The organism is Magnetospirillum sp. 15-1, from assembly GCF_900184795.1.
Lineage (GTDB): Bacteria > Pseudomonadota > Alphaproteobacteria > Rhodospirillales > Magnetospirillaceae > Phaeospirillum.
The window spans coordinates 57624-74795 of record NZ_FXXN01000012.1 but is presented as its reverse complement, the minus strand read 5'-3'; the positions used below and the strand labels follow the sequence as shown (position 1 = coordinate 74795).

The 17172-nt window shown below is 63.2% G+C and carries 16 protein-coding genes and 2 pseudogenes; 8 read left to right on the top strand and 10 right to left on the bottom strand.

The features are described 5' to 3' along the window. Window positions 1–175: 175 nt before the first annotated feature. Window positions 176–298: pseudogene (locus tag CP958_RS26605) on the bottom strand (IS3 family transposase); the annotation flags it as partial. Between CP958_RS26605 and CP958_RS01470 the strand changes: the two are divergent. The 3 genes and pseudogenes from CP958_RS01470 to CP958_RS25695 form a co-directional block, all read left to right on the top strand. Next, window positions 279–896 (top strand): annotated as a pseudogene (locus CP958_RS01470) (integrase core domain-containing protein); the annotation flags it as partial. The pseudogenes CP958_RS26605 and CP958_RS01470 sit on opposite strands and share 20 nt — an antisense overlap. A 154-nt stretch (window positions 897–1050) precedes the next feature. Continuing rightward, window positions 1051–1251, top strand: coding sequence for a hypothetical protein (locus CP958_RS25700; protein ID WP_141400384.1), 201 nt, complete (start codon window positions 1051–1053; stop codon window positions 1249–1251). A 17-nt stretch (window positions 1252–1268) separates the two neighbouring features. Continuing rightward, window positions 1269–1613 (top strand): hypothetical protein, encoded by a 345-nt coding sequence (locus CP958_RS25695; RefSeq protein ID WP_141400383.1) that lies wholly within the window; start codon window positions 1269–1271, stop codon window positions 1611–1613. 203 nt (window positions 1614–1816) lie between these two features. Here the strand turns inward: CP958_RS25695 and CP958_RS26200 are convergent, their stop codons facing one another. The 3 genes from CP958_RS26200 to CP958_RS01445 all read right to left on the bottom strand — a co-directional run bounded on the left by CP958_RS26200 (window position 1817) and on the right by CP958_RS01445 (window position 4924). Continuing rightward, window positions 1817–2395, bottom strand: a complete 579-nt coding sequence (locus CP958_RS26200; protein WP_170958798.1) for a PIN domain-containing protein — start codon at window positions 2393–2395, stop codon at window positions 1817–1819. Window positions 2396–2990: 595 nt separating this feature from the next. Further along, window positions 2991–3647 carry an EF-hand domain-containing protein gene (locus CP958_RS01450; protein ID WP_170958797.1) on the bottom strand — a complete coding sequence of 219 codons (657 nt, stop codon included), beginning with the start codon at window positions 3645–3647 and terminating at the stop codon, window positions 2991–2993. A 110-nt stretch (window positions 3648–3757) separates the two neighbouring features. Beyond that, window positions 3758–4924 carry a hypothetical protein gene (locus tag CP958_RS01445; RefSeq protein ID WP_096700244.1) on the bottom strand — a complete coding sequence of 389 codons (1167 nt, stop codon included), beginning with the start codon at window positions 4922–4924 and terminating at the stop codon, window positions 3758–3760. Between the two features lie 439 nt (window positions 4925–5363). Here CP958_RS01445 and CP958_RS01440 point away from each other — a divergent pair, with 439 nt between their 5' ends. Further along, window positions 5364–6098, top strand: a complete 735-nt coding sequence (locus CP958_RS01440) for a glycoside hydrolase family 25 protein (protein WP_242442679.1) — start codon at window positions 5364–5366, stop codon at window positions 6096–6098. A gap of 296 nt (window positions 6099–6394) precedes the next feature. Further along, the gene (locus tag CP958_RS01435) at window positions 6395–7354 is read left to right on the top strand and encodes a glycosyltransferase family 2 protein (protein ID WP_170958796.1); all 960 of its coding nucleotides are present in this window, start codon (window positions 6395–6397) and stop codon (window positions 7352–7354) included. Window positions 7355–7364: 10 nt separating this feature from the next. Here CP958_RS01435 and CP958_RS01430 read toward each other — a convergent pair whose 3' ends face one another. From CP958_RS01430 to CP958_RS01410, 5 genes are all read right to left on the bottom strand, one after another. After that, entirely contained in the window at window positions 7365–8150 is a 786-nt protein-coding gene (locus CP958_RS01430) for an MraY family glycosyltransferase (RefSeq protein WP_096700241.1), read from the bottom strand. 1 nt (window position 8151) lies between these two features. After that, entirely contained in the window at window positions 8152–9141 is a 990-nt protein-coding gene (locus CP958_RS01425; protein ID WP_170958795.1) for an NAD-dependent epimerase/dehydratase family protein, read from the bottom strand. Between the two features lie 88 nt (window positions 9142–9229). Continuing rightward, complete coding sequence (locus tag CP958_RS01420; protein WP_170958794.1) at window positions 9230–9961, bottom strand: ATP-binding cassette domain-containing protein; 732 nt, start codon at window positions 9959–9961, stop codon at window positions 9230–9232. A 2-nt stretch (window positions 9962–9963) separates the two neighbouring features. Next, window positions 9964–10734: an ABC transporter permease gene (locus tag CP958_RS25690; RefSeq protein ID WP_170958793.1), complete on the bottom strand. Its 771-nt coding sequence runs from the start codon at window positions 10732–10734 to the stop codon at window positions 9964–9966. 425 nt (window positions 10735–11159) lie between these two features. Next, complete coding sequence (locus tag CP958_RS01410) at window positions 11160–11387, bottom strand: hypothetical protein (protein WP_096700237.1); 228 nt, start codon at window positions 11385–11387, stop codon at window positions 11160–11162. A gap of 553 nt (window positions 11388–11940) precedes the next feature. Here CP958_RS01410 and CP958_RS01400 point away from each other — a divergent pair. The 3 genes from CP958_RS01400 to CP958_RS01390 all read left to right on the top strand — a co-directional run bounded on the left by CP958_RS01400 (window position 11941) and on the right by CP958_RS01390 (window position 15864). After that, window positions 11941–13047, top strand: a complete 1107-nt coding sequence (locus tag CP958_RS01400) for an autotransporter outer membrane beta-barrel domain-containing protein (protein WP_141400380.1) — start codon at window positions 11941–11943, stop codon at window positions 13045–13047. A gap of 142 nt (window positions 13048–13189) precedes the next feature. Then, window positions 13190–13912, top strand: a complete 723-nt coding sequence (locus CP958_RS01395) for an alpha/beta hydrolase (RefSeq protein ID WP_096700235.1) — start codon at window positions 13190–13192, stop codon at window positions 13910–13912. Between the two features lie 128 nt (window positions 13913–14040). After that, complete coding sequence (locus CP958_RS01390) at window positions 14041–15864, top strand: hypothetical protein (protein ID WP_141400379.1); 1824 nt, start codon at window positions 14041–14043, stop codon at window positions 15862–15864. 10 nt (window positions 15865–15874) lie between these two features. Here CP958_RS01390 and CP958_RS01385 read toward each other — a convergent pair whose 3' ends face one another. Further along, entirely contained in the window at window positions 15875–16609 is a 735-nt protein-coding gene (locus tag CP958_RS01385; RefSeq protein WP_141400378.1) for a hypothetical protein, read from the bottom strand. Between the last annotated feature and the right edge of the window lie 563 nt (window positions 16610–17172).

Below are 17172 nucleotides of genomic sequence, written 5' to 3'. Positions count from 1 at the left end.
GTCTATCCAACAGCGCGAACACTTCGCTCTCGGCTTCACGAAAATCCAGGCCGAACGCCTTGCACAGGCGCAGCACCTTGGGGATGTCCGGCTCCTGGAAGAAGCCGTAGCGCACCGTGATGCGGTAGAAGCCCTCGGCGAGGCCCTCCACCACCAGCCGGTCGCGGGCCGGAACGCGGGGAATGTCCTCGGTCAGCACGCGGAACCGCCGCCCTTTGTCCAATTGGTCGTGGACGAAATCCAGCGACCAGCGGGCGTTGGGCTTGGCCTCCACCAGGATCGGTGCGCGCGTGCCGATCCTGGTGGAGGCCAAGCCCAACGCCCGCTGGTCGCTGGATTTCGTCCACGACCAATTGGACAACGGGCGGCGGTTCCGCGTGCTCAACATCGTCGACGATGTGACGCGGGAATGCTTGGCAGCAGTGCCCGACACCTCGATCTCGGGCGTGCGTGTGGTCCGCGAATTGACGGTGCTGGTGGCCCGGCGCGGCAAGCCGGAGATGATCGTCTCCGACAACGGCACCGAGCTGACCGGTAATGCCATGCTGAAGTGGACGCAGGATCATTGCATGCAATAGCACTACATCGCGCCGGGCAGGCCCATGCAGAACGGCTTTGTCGAGAGCTTCAACGGCCGGATGCGCGACGAATTGTTGAACGAGACGGTCTTCACCAGCATGGCCCAGGCCCGCGCCGTCATCGCCGCCTGGGTCGCCGATTACAATACAGCCAGGCCGCACTCGGCCCTGGGGTACCAGACCCCGGCGGCTCACGCCGCCAAACTCAAAGCAATGGGGCCGCTCTCTCCGCCCCTCCGGGGCTCCGAGCCCGGCCCCATTGCTCACACCGCGCCACACGGCGTAACTTCGCCCAAGGCTCTACTTACGGCTGGATGAAAGTTCCACGGCAGGTCACCCGACCTGTGCCGAGCCGTTCTGCATCCTCCGCCAAGATGGGCGCGGCACCATCTGTTGCCCGGGCTGTGGCGCCGACCTCCGCGATTTCAGCGGGGATGAACCCGCGCTCGACACCGTCTCCGTGCAGCGCGACTTGCTGGAACTGATCCGGGAGGGATGGCGGGACCTCGGTGAATACGGGCCGGTCTATTCCTTCGCGGTGTTCGAGATGCTGGCCCAGCTGCTCCGTCTGCTGGCGGGCGGCAAGCACGCCCATGCATTGAGGCTCTGGTTGGCCGAAAGTGCCCGGTTCGTCCTGAAAGTCTCCCTCGGGCTCGGGATGGCGCCCTGCTGACCCCGCACGCCCGGGGTGTGCTGGTCGCCTTGGCCTATTGGCTGCTGGCCGACTGGCCGCATCGCTTCGTCGATGCCGCCAAGGCGGTGGGCATGACCAGCACCGACCTGCGCAAGCGTCCGGTGGGCGAGTATCCCTTCGCCTATGCCCATGCGGTGGACTGGCACTTGAAGGAGCCGCACAAGGGTGACGCCGCAGACGAGATCGCGGTGGCGGCCCAGGTGCTTCACGACCACGGCCAAGCGGCCAGCCGCCGGAACCTGATCGGAACCAAACTGGGCTCCATGGGCGCCGTGGCCGAACCCGTGGCCTCCGGTCTGCCCTGGGGCAAGGGACGCTACTGGAAGCTGGATGGCGTCTGAAGGCCGCCGCCCGCCGGGCCGCGCACCGTGCCGGCGAGGATGTGGGGCCATGGCTGGATGCCCTGCTTCGCCGGACACTTGGGCTTGGCGCCATCAAAACACCTTTTGATGGTCATGATCCCGACACAATCACGCCCGACGGTAATGTTGGTTGTGAAGAGTGATGGGGGACACTCGATGCCCGTGCGCAAGATCGGCCTTTGCTATCGCAGTGTTAGTGGACGGGTGCCCATGGAAAAGGGGCGGCTCACCACGTACATCCTCTCGCCGTTGTCCCGGCACCACCGCTCAAGCGCCGTGAGGACGAATGCATCGGGGAATTCCTTGCTGTTCCTGGCGCCAAACGGGGGGCGGCGCCCGAAGTAGCCGCCGAAGACCTCCGAGGCGGGCACCGCCATGGCTTCGTGCACCTGGGCGTTCCAGTCGTACTTGATGCGACGGCGGAGCTTCGTGAACGCCGCATCGGCCACCGCCGCCGCGTCGAACTCCGGGATGTCAGCCTTCACGATCTCGGGATGCCTCTTCTTCCACCGACCGAAATGCTTACGGGCAGCAGCCATGGCGACCGTCGCCTCCGCCACGTATTCATGGAGCTGACGACGGATTTCCTCGAAAGTGATGTCGGCTATGTGCAGGACGATTCCGCTGTCCTCGATGCAGTCGCTCAGGGTGCCCAGGACCGGATTATCGGAATTATGCCCGAGTTGGCGGTATACGTCCGTGTCGAGGAAGACGTGGTGTGTGACCAGCCTCGACGGAACCCGATCGGTCTTCTTGGCCATACGGATACCTCCAGCATAACTACCGCCGATTGTGCCCGAGGGGGCCAATGAGTCAACCGTGGGAGCTACCTTGTCGCCTTCATGATGGCGCCGCTCGGGCAGAAGGGCAGCAGGACGACGCCAAAGAGCTGATCCGTCCTACCTAGAGGTCGTGTTCTCGGATCTGTTTAATCTAAAGCCAGCTTCTGGTCCAGCTTACAGGTATCAATGATGGCTTATCACTGGCTCCCAGTCCGACTTATTTCCGGAATCGACACTGGTGTCGCTTTCAGCTTTAAGCCGGATTTCGCACCTTTAATCCGGACGGTGACAGCCATAGGGCGGACGGATTCGGGGCGTGCCACCCAGGCATTCTCTTTGTGAAACAAGGCAATAGGGACGATGCTCCGGTACGGATGACGGCCGCATCGGGTCGTCGTCATATTATTGATGACGAACGTGTTTTCTCGGATTGGTCAGGCTTAAAGGGCTGTCTGAGTCCTCGGCCCCTTTCTATCTCCAATCACACCATAATCTTCAGTTCCCAACTTGACGGGGCGGAATGCCTCGGTCCAATCCTTCCATTCTCGAATGCGACGGCGGGGAGGCTCTTCCGTCAGAATGAGCCGCCTCTGGGCGCGCCGCCGCCTTTGCCGTGGCGCTGCGTTCCGCCGCCGCCCTGCTGCGGTCCCTGGTGCTGCTCCGTCCGGCGGCCGGCTTGCTGGGCGCACAGGGGTGGCAGTTCATCCTTGGCAAGGGTGCCGTTGTGATTGGCGTCCAGGCGGCTGAAGGTCTCGCCGGCCTGCTTCAGGAATTCTTCCTGGGTCACCTTCATGTCGAAATTGGTATCGGCCGACATCACCGGGTCGGTTCCCGATGACTGGACAACCCGCCCGCTTTGGCGATAGGGCTCGCGGTACCGTTCCAGGGCATCGGAGGTCAGGTAGCCGAGTTTGTCCGCGTCCATGCGGGCGAACTGGGCGCGGGCGTCGGCGATGAATTCATCCCGGTCCAGGCCTCCGTCGTGGTTGGTATCGGCGCGGTCGAGCCAGTATTCCATGGCCAGTTGGCAGGAGGGCTGGCCCAGCGGCCCGCCGGTCAGAGCCTCGCCGTTGGGGCTGTAGAGCAGTGGCGCCGCGACCTGTCCCTCACGGTTGGGGCGGTCGCCGTGACCGGGGCGGCCGGAGCCGGCGCAGGCCGCCAGTCCGGCAAGGGCCGCGATGATCAGGACGGCCTCGAGGGCCTCGCGCAGATGGGGGCGGCGGTTGGCCACGGTGTTCCTCTCCTTGATGGCGGGGAAGAGGACCATAGCGGTCCATTGTAAGCCGCTGATGTCGGATCGGCGCCGTCCCGGTAACGGTTGGTAACGGCGAGACGGCGCGCTCAGGCTACGGCGGGGATGTGGTTGCGGGCCATATGGTCGATCAGCTTGCCCTGCAGCAAGCCGATTCCCACCGATTGGGCCAGTTTCACCGCCTCGGGCTTGTCGCAGCGGGCCAGGATGTAATTGGAGACGGCGGCCTCGCCCTTTTCGTCGACCCGGCCGCGCAACTGGTTGGCCAGTTGGGGGGCGTCATCGGACCAGAACACCTTGGCGAAGTGGAAATGCATGCCCTTGAGGTCCAGATGGGGCAGCAACGAAGCCTCCAGGGCGTCGACGCACAGGCAATAGCCCTTGGCGGTCAGCAGCGGCGCCAGCTTCTTGTACAGGGCGAAATTGGCCACCAGGTCGTTGCGATGGATTTCGATGATGATGTTGGCCCGCTGCTGCGGGCTCAGCGCCGCGTCGAAATCGCGGAACACCGGGGTGGTCAGGGCCGAGATGTTGAGGTTGAGGCTGAACCGCTTGCGCCCCAGCTCCGGCATGCTCGACAGACGGCGCAGCACGGCGGCGTCCAGATCCTCGGTCAGGTCGTTGAACAGCCAGCGCGAGCCGGTCAGGCTGATTCCGGGGCAGAACGCGTCCTCCAACCCCCGGATCGACACGTAGAGCTCATGGAACAGCGGCGCCATCTTGCCCGCCGCATCCACCGCATAGATCGGCTGGTTGAGCATGATGCTCGACAGATCGGTGGCCTTGATCCGGTTCTTGATCACCGCCAGCAGCTTGCCGTCGATGATCTTGCTGCCGGTCACCGCCGCTTCCTGGCCGTCCTCGGGGGTGGCGACGGATTCGGCGAATTCCATCAGGCGCTTGCCATGGGTGGCGAGGTCCATGACGGTGTAGAAGTCGGCAGTGCCATAGGGGGTCTTGCCGCGCGGCTCGGCATAGCCGAACAGCTTGTGGATCTTGGACCCGGCGCTGCGCAGGGCGCCCGGCAGGATGTCGTAGCCGACGAACACCACCTCGAAATTACTTAAAAGAAAAACCTGTGACATCTTGGCGGTGCGCTTCAGTTCGTTCAGCACCCCGATGGCCTGGGAGATGTTGTCCCGGGTCCGAAGCGAGACCGGCATGGTGGAGATATGGCAATGCAGCGCCGTATAGCCGACCGGAGACGACTGGAGATCCTTGAGATGCGCCAACAAGCGTGCGTTCTGGTTCGACATGGGTACTCCAGGCAAGGGGGGTAGTGCCTGTGATTCGACACCCTGATTGATAGAATCATTATCGGCGCCCCGGCCGTACTCTGCCACGCGTGAACTGTAATGTTTTATGCCGCTTTCGGGGCGGCGGCGTTACTCTCTTCGACTGCGCCGTCCTGGCCGATATTTTCTCCTTGGGCGGCCCAATGACTGAGAAAAAGGGTGACGGGCGTCGCATTATGGGCGGCAAGGTGGCGTCGGGGTGGATCGTCGTCCGTATCGATGCGGTCATTCCGGCGTAGTACTTTTTGCCGGGAGCTTCCCTGTCATGCTATCGTCGCCTACTGGCTGATCCCTATCCGCGTAGTGGCCGATAGCAATGTTTACACGTAGAGATATGCTTACTGGACTGTTTGGCCTTGCGGCGACGGCGACAGGCGTTGCCGGTCGGCCGGACGAGGCCTTGGCCGCCAAATCGCATGGCCGGCTGGACGCGGTGATCGACATCAGTCATTCGACCACGGTCAATGACTTCCGGCTGGCGCGGCGGCGCAGCAACATTCTCGGGGTCATCCACAAGGCCAGCGAAGGCGGCGACTGGCGCGATCCCCTGTACGCCAAGCGCCGGAACGAGGCGGAATCCGCCGGCTTGCTCTGGGGCGCATATCATTTTGGCACGCACGAATATTCGGGCGCCGATCAGGCGGCGATGTTCCTCAAGTCGGCCCGGCCGGGGCCCTCGACGCTGCTGGCTCTCGACCTCGAGTTCAACGAGCAGAATCCGTCGAACACCATGCGCCTGCGCCAGGCCGAGGACTTCGTGCGGTCGATCCTGGCCGCCACCGGCCGCCATCCGCTGATTTACACCAATGCGGCCTGGGCGGACGGCCAGCCGATGGGGCGCTCGCAGCACCGGCTGGGAGGACGGATCAGCGAGCACTCCATTTTGGCAAATTGCCCTCTCTGGCTGGCTGATTACCGTTTCGAGCCTCAATTGCCCAGCGCGTGGCGCGGCAAGGGATGGCATTTCTGGCAATATGCCGGAGATACGGAGGATGGCGGGCCGCGTGGCCACCGGGTGCGGAGTGTGTCCGGCGTGGTCCGATGCGACCGCAATCTGTTCCAGGGTGACGCGGCCATGCTCCGCAAATTCTGGATGGCCGCCGGCGCAAGCGCGACCACAAAGCGGAAAGCCTGAGAATTCAGGCCGACGCCGCTGTTTTCCTCTGAATTCTCCCGATATCACGAACGCCCGCGAAGCCGGCTACCCCCTTTGAGCGGATGGCTTCCGGAGCGGCTTGGCAAAGCTGGGGACGGGCCTGTTCCCACCGCCTTTCCTTGCTCTGCGGGCGATCTTGGCTCGCCGGGGGACGGATCATCGGCATCCTGGAGGAACGGGAGGCCGGGCTTGCGGTGGCGGAGTTTCTTGGGAGGGGGCGGGCGTTATGCTAGTCTCGGCCTTCCAGGACGGCAGATATCACCGGATATATTTTCTTGACGATAGATTTGGCACAAGATCCACAGCAGGCTGAAGCATCAGGCGATCCGCGGAACAGGGTCTCGGCAGTCGTCGTGACTTATTGGACGGGTCCCTCCATTAGAGAATGTCTGGAGGCCTTGCGGCAGCAGGACGGTTTGCTGGAAGTCATTGTCGTTGACAACGGCAACGATGCCGCGACCCGGGCATGGCTGCAAGATATCGCTGCCGCGGATACGCGCGTCCGGCTGCTTTCTCCCGGGCGTAATATCGGCTTCGCCGCCGGATGCAATCTGGGGGTGTCGGCGGCGCGGGGAGAGTATCTGGCCTTCGTCAACCCCGATCTGGTGACGCCGCCGGGGACCTTGATGGCCGCGCATGGGTGTCTGGTCGCCCATCCTGGCGCATGGCTGGCCGGGGGGCGGTTGCTCAATATGGATGGAAGTGAGCAACGGGGAGGGCGCCGCGAGATTCTATCTCCCTGGCGTGCCTTCATCGAACTGACCCACATCAATAACCTATTTCCAAACCATCCCTACTTTCGCAGGCTGCACCTATACGAAGATGAGAATGTTTACGAGGTTGTCGAGGTGCCAACCGTCTCCGGCGCCTTTATGATGATCAGTAAAGGCCATTATGAAATAATTGGCGGAATGGATGATAATTTATTTCTTCATTTCGATGACGCTGATCTGTGTATCCGTATAATAAATTCTGGCGGACGTATTCTTTATTGCGGGAATATTCCAATCTATCACCACCTTAGTACGAGTGATGTTCCCCGTTCCTTCGTCGAGTGGCATAAGACGCGGAGCTCCTGCTATTATTTTCACAAGCACTTTCAATCGACGTATCCAGCCTGGATTCTGACCCTGACATCCGTGATGCTGTGGTTTCGCCTGGCTCTGATCTTCGCCAAGGTTCTTCCGTCAGATCTCAAGATCATGATGCGTCGGCGCCGGAAATCGGCGACTTAGATGCGAAAAATTAGGGGCGTATGCCCGAGACAGCGCCTGCCAGCAGCGTAAGGATAAAATAGAGCGCGGGCAGCAGGCGGGGGGGGATTCCCATCCGCAACAAGCCATGGCCGGAATGATCGGTGCCACCGACCCACGGCTTCTGCCCGCGCAGAATACGCCTGACGGTGACCTGTACCGCATCGGCAAGTGGCACGGCGCACCACAGGGCCGTGGTGACGGCATCGTTTCCCCTGGCGCCAATCAGCACCGCCATGGCGCCCAGCGTCAAGCTGCCGCTGTCACCCATGAAGACCCGGGCGGGGGGATAATTCAGCAGCAGGAAGCCTCCACAGGCTCCGGCTGCGGCTAGACCCGCGTCACCTCCGAGGCCAAGAAAGGTGCCGGCGGCGGCGGCGGCGGCGATGCCGTCGGCGTGATCGAGAAGATTGACGGCGTTGGCGACCAGCCAGAGGGCCGGTCCGGTCCACCATGATCCCGTCACCCAAACGGCTGCTGCGGCAGCCATCAGCAGGCCGATGGCCTTGACGTCGGGACGGAGGGGGCGGATATCGTCGATCGAGCCCAGAGCGCAGACGGCCATGAGGATGGCCAATTCCCCGCCATGCAGCCAAGGCGCGACCGCGGCCAGCATGGCTGGTCCCGCCAGGCGTGGAATCTCTCCGTTTTTGTGCCAGCGGTCGGCGGTCACTTTGGCGACGGCGCCAATTCTCCGGGCCGCCCCGGCCAGCAGCCAAGTTCCCATGGCGGATAGCGGCATGGCGACGAGAAGCGGCGTCAGGGAAATCGAGGTCATCCTAGAGGCGGGTTCCCCCCGCCCGGAGCGTCGGCTTGGTCCCGGCTTCAATCTCTTCGAAGCCGTCACGAACCGCCTCTTCCAGAGATCGCTTCGGCTGCCAGCCGGTGGCTGATTTCAGGAGGGTGATATCGGGAATACGAATTTGGGCATGGGTGAAGCCGCCGTCGAAAACATCTTCCAGCGGCGTCTTGAGGATGGGCACGTCGAGTCCCCGCACGCGGCGGACCATCTCGGCCAGTTCCAGAATGGAGGTCGGCGTCTCACTGCCCATGTTGACCGGCCTGCCGGTCAGAGTGGGGTTGAAGGCGATGGTGGTCAGCGCATCGACGCCATCTTCGACATGAAGGAAGCTGCGGACCTGCGATCCGTCGCCATGGATGTGCAGCGGCTGCCCGGCGGCGGCGGCGGCGGTAAAACTGGCAACCACCAGGCCGGTCTCCGGCCGTTGGCGGGGACCGGCGATGTTGAAGGGGCGCACCAGCCAGGTGGGGACCCCTTGCTCGTGATAGAGGCCGGCCGCAAGGTGCTCCAGCGCCAGCTTGGCCGCGGCGTAGCCCCAGCGGGGGGAAATGTCCAGGGCGACCGGATCGGCTTCTCGGATCGGACGCGGCAGTCCTTGGCCGTAGACCTCCGAACTCGAGGTGATAACCAGGGGAACACGGTATTTCCGGCAAGCGGCGACGACGGCGGTGCCAGAGCCGAGAATGCTTTCGACGACGTCGAAGCGGGCGCTGTGGGCCAGGTTGACGCCGATCGGACTGGCCAGATGATAGACGAGGTCGGCCGTCTGGATAATGGCCTGAACCTGGGGGGCGCTATCGGCGCCGATGCACAGCCGATGCAATGTCAACTGCGGATGGTGGGGAAGGCTGGCAGCCTTGCCGCCCGACAGGTCGTCAATGGCGGCCACCCGGCATCCCATGTCCAACAACCGGCGGACCAGGGCGCCACCGATGAAGCCGGCGCCTCCGGTGACGACGACGGTCATACCACTCTGTAGGCCTATGCACGCAGACATCGAAACGACAACTCCTCAGGGTTGTCAGCACTTAGCATGGAAGCCGGCTCTTCGCCAATCAGAAGGTCAGAGAGGCGCCGTAACCGGGAAGGATTCGATGCAGTGGCGCCCGGGTGTCAATCCGCCCATCCCGGAGCAGAACGGCTTCCGAGCAGAAGCGCGACAGCAGGCTGCGGGAACGCTCCGCCATGACGAGAATCGCCCCGCCGTCGATCCGTTCGGTAATGGCCGCCTCGAATTTATTGTGAAAATACGGGTCCATGTTCTCCAGGACTTCGTCCAGCAGCAAGATGTCCGCTCCCAGGCAGAGAGCCGCCGCGGTTCCCAGTCGCGACAACACGCCGGGGGGGGCGATGTGGGGCGGGCACTTGGCTTGGGCTCCCAGCTCGGCGAAATCGAGGATTTCATCGACCTTGGTACGAGCCTCGGGTCGGGAAAATCCCATGAGCAGCCCCTGGGCATAGGCCAGATCCGCCAGATTGGCTTCCGGCAAGGCGCCGAAGCCCATGCTGAAAACGACGCCGGCTTTTCCTTCCAGGTTGGCGCTCCCCCTGCTGGGGGGCACCAATCCGGCCATGACCCGCAGCAGCGTCGTCTTGCCGGAACTGTTGGAGCCCAGGAGGGCGATGCGGCTCCCCGGTTCCAGCGTCAGGGTGATGCCGTCCAGGGCCTGGATGTCCAGGCCGAGATTCTTCCGGCCCCAGGGCCGCAGGCGCCGGGTAAACGAACGCTGGCCGGCATCAAAGATGCGGAAGATGACGTCAACGTCGACAAGGCCTATCCGAGCCATGATCAGATCCAGTAAGGCCAGCGGGGCCGCGACCAGCGGTATACGCCGAGCGTCAACCCACCGCCGGCCAACGCCATGCCGGCCGCCATGGCCCAATGGTGTGGCGGCACCTGGAGGCCCGCGATAGCGGCGGTAAAGACCGAGAATTGGAAATAGAACGGATTGAAGGCCAGCAGATACTCGAACCGGCCCAGGAAGTAGGGGGGCCATAGGATCGGGGTCAGCAGGAAGGCAATTTGCATGGTGGCGGGAACCAATTGCCCGATATCGCGGAAACGTGCCCCCAGCACCAAGGCGAGGGCGCCGATCCAAAAGATATTGGCGACCAGGAGCAAAGCCGCTCCCAGCATGGGCAGCGCTTCCGCCGTTCGGCCGAGAAGGACGGATTGTGCGGCGACCAGCAGCACGATATTAAGGCCAAGTACCGGCAGATGGCGCAGAAGTATCGACATTGCGATCACCGGCAGGGAAATGCGGGAGTGGCGCAGGATCGGCATCCAGCGGGCAAAGGCGATGGCTCCGTCATTGGCGACGGCAGACAGGAACGTCCACATCACAAGGCCGGCGGCCAGGGTGCAGACGTAATCGTCGAAGTTGGTCAGCAGGCTGCGCAACATGGTGCCGAACAGCAAGCCAACGGCGCTCACGGTGAACAGTACTCCGACCGAACTCCACAGCGGCCCCAGTCCTGAACGGCGAAAGGCGCTGACCAGACTGATCCGGGCCAGCAGGAACGCCAGGGCAAGGTGAGCGTTAGTGACGGGCGGGCTCACGCGGGGCTTCTCCAAGACGATGCGCGGACCGCCGCACCTTAAGTCGGAGGGGCTTTTTCGGCAATACTCAGAAGCCGCGTTCGGAACCGGTAAAATTTGTTGCCGCCGCAGGTTGATGGCCGTGTTGTGAATTCATCCTCCGCAGACCATCACCAATTCGGGCTGTGCCGGAGGGGATCGGCTCCCGCCTGATTTGAACAGGCGAGACTTTAGGCGGTTCGCAGGGGGAGCAATCGACGATCTGTCAGATGTCCGTCGAATGGAAAGAAATCGCTTTCCATGGCACCGTTCACGTCTGACGGTCGGCTGTCTGAGCCGTGTCGTCCAATGGTAAGGTCGGCCCTGGCCGGCGGTTACGACGCCGGGCGCCAGGGCCTTGGTGGGGCCACGCCTGAGCGACGTAGCCCCAGGGTGAGGTGAATCCGTTACGGCTTCTTGTCGGCCTTGGGGGCCTGCTTCGAGTCGCCTTTGGTCTCCGTGGTGGAGGCGGGAGGCGGAGTCTGGGGCTGCGTTGCGCTGGACGAGCCCTGCACGGTCGATCCCGTGGTCTGGGGCGAAGTCACCGGAGCGACAACCGGCCCTGGCGCCTGAGCCCAGGCGGCGCCGGCGGAGAGCAGCAGGGCAGCTGCCAGCAGGGCGATATTCTTACGCATGATTATTCTCCCATGTTGCCTTCCCCACGATGATACTCCCGGTCCACACCGGGGCGTAGACAATTCTCCGATTTCGCGATCCGGTCTTTTCGAAGGGGCTTCTTCCGGCGAAATGCGTGCGGCCTTCCGGTCGTACACCGCCGGACCGGCGGCCGAGTCATAACGGTCTGGAATGCCGATTGTGGGCATTGGGGGAAGGGGGGCATCCGGTTTGCCGTGGTCAAACCGGTCGTAACAAGGATTTAATATCGGCGGTAGTGAGCCTGCGGCCGAACCGGCACCCGTCGAGCATCGGTCTGGGCCTGTTTGAATGGCGTAACCTTGGAATGGGGAGGCGCAGCGAGTGGCCGTTATTTCTTTGGTGCGCAAGGAAGAACAAGGCTTTTGCCCGCCGCTCGGCCATTGGGACCGGTGCAAAAATATCACTACGGGCAAATGTGTGACATTGCGCGTCGCGGTTGGCGTTGACATCCTCGCTTTCTATGATAAAAACACCATCAAAGTTGTGGCATCTCGAGGGCTCGAGCCCGGTACATTTTAAGGAGAGCAGGGGATGAGGTTTGATCGGATTGCAGCCTTGGCGGCTGTTGGGGTTGTCAGTGTCGTATCGGCTGGTCCGGCGAAGGCGGCATCCGATGTGAGCAATTCTGGCGCGGTTGCTAACCAGGCTATTGCCTCGGTGGCTGCTCCCGTCGCGGCCGCCCAGACCGCCGGTCTGATCGGCGGCGCCGTTGGTGGCGCGGTTGGCGGCGCGGTTGGCGGCTCGGTCGGCGGTGCGGTTGGCGGCGGTTCCGTCGGCGGCGGTTTCTCCGCTGGCGGCGGTGCCGGTGGGCCGGTCAGCAAGCTGTTCAATACCCGGGACGCGGGGAAGTCCGGCGGCGGCATGCCCGCGAAGCTCGGCCTGTGGGGCCAGGGCACCTGGGTCAACATCCGCAAGACCGAAGCCGCCCTCGGCATGGACGGCAACGTCATCAACACCGTGTTCGGCGCCGACTATAAGTTCACCGACCGTGTTCTCGGTGGTCTGGCGTTCGGCTATGAAAACGTCGACATCAAGACCAAGTTCAATTCCGGTACCTACAAGGCCGACGGTTACACCGTGGCCCCGTACCTGGGTGTGAGCCTCTCCCCCAACTGGACTGCTGATCTGTCGGGCGGCTACACTTGGCTGACCTACGATGTCAGCCGCACCAGCGGTGCGGTCAAGGGATCGTTCGATGGTGGCCGTTGGTTCGGTGCCACCAATTTGACCGGTTCCTACGCCATCGACCGTTGGCGCCTGAGCCCGAAGGTCGGTGTGCTGTATCTGCGTGAAATGCAGAACGCCTATAACGACACCGGTACCAGCACCGCTCGCAATGCCGCCCAGGGCATCAACTTTGGTCGCGCCAGCGGTGGTCTGAAGACCGGCTACGCCTTCGATGGCTTCACTCCCTTCGTCAAGCTGACCGGCGAGTGGGACTTCACCAAGCCGAAGGCGGTGCTCAAGGGCAACAACCAGATGTCCGCCGTGGACAATGGCGGCGGCGTCGCCGGCCTGGGTGTTGATTTCGGTGGTGCCGGCCCGTGGTCTGGTACCGTCGAGGGGTCTTACAACTCCATCGGCCGGACCAGCCTCGACGTTTGGCAGGGTACCGCCAAGGTCCGCTACCAGTTCTAATCTGCGGATTAGTCTGAAAATGTTGGGAAGGGCTAAGTCTTCGGGCTTAGCCCTTTTCCTTTTTTGTCTGCTGTCATCAGGCTGCGCCAGTCGTCTGGAAACGGCCACGGCCCTGGCGTCAAGTCGTCAATGGCGATCCGAAGTGATCGAGACCGCAGCCTTCGACCTTTATTCCTTCGGGCCGGACCGGCTGGTGCCGGGGGCTCCACTGGTCGTCTACATCGAAGGCGATGGATATTCCTGGATCAGTCGGGACCGGATTTCCGACGACCCGACGCCCCGGCGCCCGCTGGCTTTGGAACTGGCGGTGACCGACCCACGTCCCAACGTGGTCTATCTGGCGCGCCCCTGCCAATACGTGCGGGACGGGTCCCGCCGGAATTGCCAGCCCGCCTATTGGGATACCGCAGGCTATGCCCCGGAAGTGATTGCGGCGTTCGATGCTGCCATTGGCCTGCTGGTGCGCCGGGCCGCTGCGTCTCAGGTCTTCTACGTAGGCTATTCCGGCGGTGGCGCCGTAGCCGCCCTGGTGGCGGCCCGCCGTCAGGATAGCGCCGGGCTGATTACGGTGGCCGGTGTACTCGACCACGGCGCCTGGACAAGGCTGGACGGATTGGAGCCCCTGCGCTATTCCCTTGAACCCGCCGATGAGGTCACACGGTTACTGAGTGTTCCGCAACGGCATCTTTCCGGCGGACGCGACCGGACAGTACCGAGTGCGGTGGCCCGAGCCTTTGCCGCACGTTATCCCGAGGGACGGCGGCCGCAAATCGAGGTGCTGGCCGATTACGATCATGAATGCTGCTGGGCGGAAAGATGGCGCGAGCTGATTTCCCGGCCTCTCACACTTCCGGGGGAGCCTTGATGCGAACGAACTTGGATCTTCAACTTCGCCAAGTCCTGGCGCCGACTCTGGTTTTGCTGTTGGCCCTGCCCATGGTCCTGGGATCGTTGCCACTGTTTCGCTTCGGGTATTGGAATAAGGCGGAGCCCATGGTGGTGTGGCTCGACCTGTGTGCCGGTTTGGGGGCGCTGGCGCTGGCTCGGTGCGTCTGGGCGATGCCGCGCGTGACGCTGGCGAATCTGTCCCATCCCTATGTTCTTGTTCCCCTGGCGGCGGCTCTGTGGAGCCTTGTGGTCGCGCCGTTCGTTTCGCTGCCACGGCTCAGCTTGCTTGGAGTTCCGCAAAGCGGTCTTGGCGCCCTGTGGTTCCTGGATTTCGCCATCCTTATCGCCTGCGGATTGATGGTCCGGGATTGCCGGGTGGCATGGCGGCTGTTGTGCTGGGCCGCCGCTGCGGTGACGCTGGCGGTCGCCGGGCTTAAGGTATTCGACCGCCTTTCCTCCGATCTCGACCATACTCTGCTGCTTTACGTGGAAGCGTATTACGGTTGGGTCGGCGTCGCCCTCCCGGTTCTGGCGCGGCCATGGACGTGGTCCCGACGTGATTGGCCGTTGGCCGCGATGCTGGCGATTTCCTCGTTGACCTGCGTTTACGCCTCCCACAGCCTGACCGCCTGGTCCATCCTGATCGGTGGTGCAGTCCTGGTCTTGGCCTCCGAGTTGTCATCAATCTGGCCAATCCGCGTAGTCACTCGGTCGGCGTGGGGGGCGGCCGTTCTGGTCGGGGGAGGCGCACTCCTGCCTCCCATTATCCTGCGGATTGCCAAGCCGCTGATCGATAGTCCGTCGCTGATGGATCGCCTCCATCTCCAGACGATGATGCTGGCGGGCCTGTTCAACTCGCCGTCCTGGCTGGTCGGCCAGGGCTGGGGGCGGGTTCAGGATGCTTTCCACGCCAATCTCAACGCCACTGGCGAGAATCTTTGGCAGCCGACCTGGATTTTTCTCTCCAGCGACTACTTCAGCAGCCATAACTGGCTGCTGGATACGCTTCATGCCGTGGGACTTCCGGGGGCCATCCTGGCTCTGGCCGGATTCATGGTGTTGCCTCTGTATGCCGCCCCGGCGGCGCGACCGACGGCGACAGCGCTGGCTCTTGCGTACGCCCTGATCGGTGCCGTCTGGTTCCAGCTCTGCTTTTCCCTGCCGTTCTTCGCCCTGGGAATGGCGGCGGTCGCGCGGCCGGCGAAGGAGACGGCTCCCGCCTTGCCCAGGAAGGCCGCCGCCTGGGGGCTGGTGCTGGTCGCCGTGCCGCCATTTTTCGCTGCCGCGGTGCTGGCGGATTTTGGCTTGAGTATGGGAACCCTGCGCCAGGAGATGGCACGCGGAACCGCCACCGACCGGCCTTGGCCCAACGATCCGCGCGGCTCTGACCTGGAAGCGGCCGAGGTCATTCGTGATGCTTTTGCCGACTTCGCCAAGGCGGGGCCCCGCCCCAATCCAGCGGTGGTTCCGGCGGCGCGCGCCATGATGACGACTTTGGCGGCCCGTATCCCGGAAAGCGACACCGTCCAACTGATCACCATCGGTCTCGGACTTCAGTCCTATCTTTATTTCAGCAAGGAACTGGACTGGCTGGTGCCATATCTGCAAGGCAGCCGCGAATTGTGGCGAGTCTGGCTCGACCGGTTACTGCTGCTGGCGCCGGGACGCACCGATCAGGCCATCGCCTATCTGACCGATCGGGCCATGGCGGGAGACCTGATCGCCGTCGAGCAGGTGGTCACGGCAATTCTCGGCCGCGACCCTCGTGATCCGGTCGGTCTGTATTTCCGGGGGCTGGTTCTGATCCTTGGGCGGGATGTGGCGGCCAGACCACGGGCAATCGAATCGTTCAGAGCGTCCGCCGCCGCCGGAATTGAGCGCTTCATGCCGCTAGATCCGGTGGTGCGCCGGTTGATCGACGCCGGGTGATCGGGACGGCTCAGGGCCTCACAGGATTGGGGGCGGCGGGCGAGCTCGCCAGTACTTCCTCGATGATCTTCCGGCGCTGCTCGGATACGCCGGCGCCGGATGGCGGGGTAAAACACGCAAGCATCTTCCGCCCCAGATTCTCCATGCCGCGCCCCAGATAGGTCGGGGGGAGCGTCAGGTAAAGGTCGCAGCGCCGTCCCGAGGCATCGGTCAGGGCGGCTCCCCCGGGCTGCGGGGAGGCCTGTCCGAGCGCCTTGTCGAGACGATCCTGAGTATCGGCGGTTACCGGGTGTACGGTGAGTTCGATGGCTGTCCCGGACTTGCTGACCGGTGGCGGGCAGGAGCCGGTTCCGAAGGTGCAAGACAACGTCCAGCGCGATTGCTTCTCCGCCGCCTCGATGGCGGAAGCGAGCCCATTGCGTTGGTCGTTTGCCTGACGGGCGGAGAGATAGCTGGAGGCCGTCTTGCCGGTCAGCATGTCGGGATGGAAGCCGCCGGCCAGACAGTGGAGGAGTTCATGGCCTACGGCTTCAAACTCAAAGGCCGAAGGCTTTGCCGGCAGAGCCACGTAGATATCGCAGCGTCCGGATTCCGGATCGGGAACGGCGACGCCCGCCAATTCCATGCCGGCGTGGCCGCCGACCGCCCGCCTGAGGGCATCGGTTTGCCGAGCCGTGTCGAGTGCGTGCAGCGCAACAGTCAGCTTGGGACGCCACCATTCAGGCTGGACGGGGAGAGCCGCCATCTGCTTCTCCGTCATCGTGCAGACCGGTGCCTTGGCGTTGAGTGGGGAGCCGCAGAAGCCGCCTCCGCCGCTACAGCCGGATATTAGCATGGTCGAGATGAGACAAAGGACTTGGCGCCTTATTCTCGTGGGCCCGAGTATCTGCACTTTTCTAAAAGCAGTCAGTGGGAGGGGCATTCAATTCTCGACATGGGAAGGTTTCAGATCCGCGCATCTACGTTATCCCCTATAGCATAATTTCTCAGCCATTTTGAGCCGGCCATACGGCATTGGACGTCGGAGCGTAAATTTTCGGCGAATTCCGTCGAACGTCGAGCGGAGGTCGGAAAAACCTTGTGACGTGATGGGAGAAGGAGCCGCAAGCGGACCTTACCCCCTCCCCCCAGGACAAGACGGAGATGACCGTCTCCCTGCGGGCCGCGATAGAGACTCGTATATCGGAAGCGCTATAGTAATGTGACGTTATGCCGCACCCATCTGTCATCCCGCCGATCGTCGGCGCCGACACCGGTGATACGAGGGATTTTTGGCGGGAACACTCAGCAAAGCTATGTGCGTCGCGA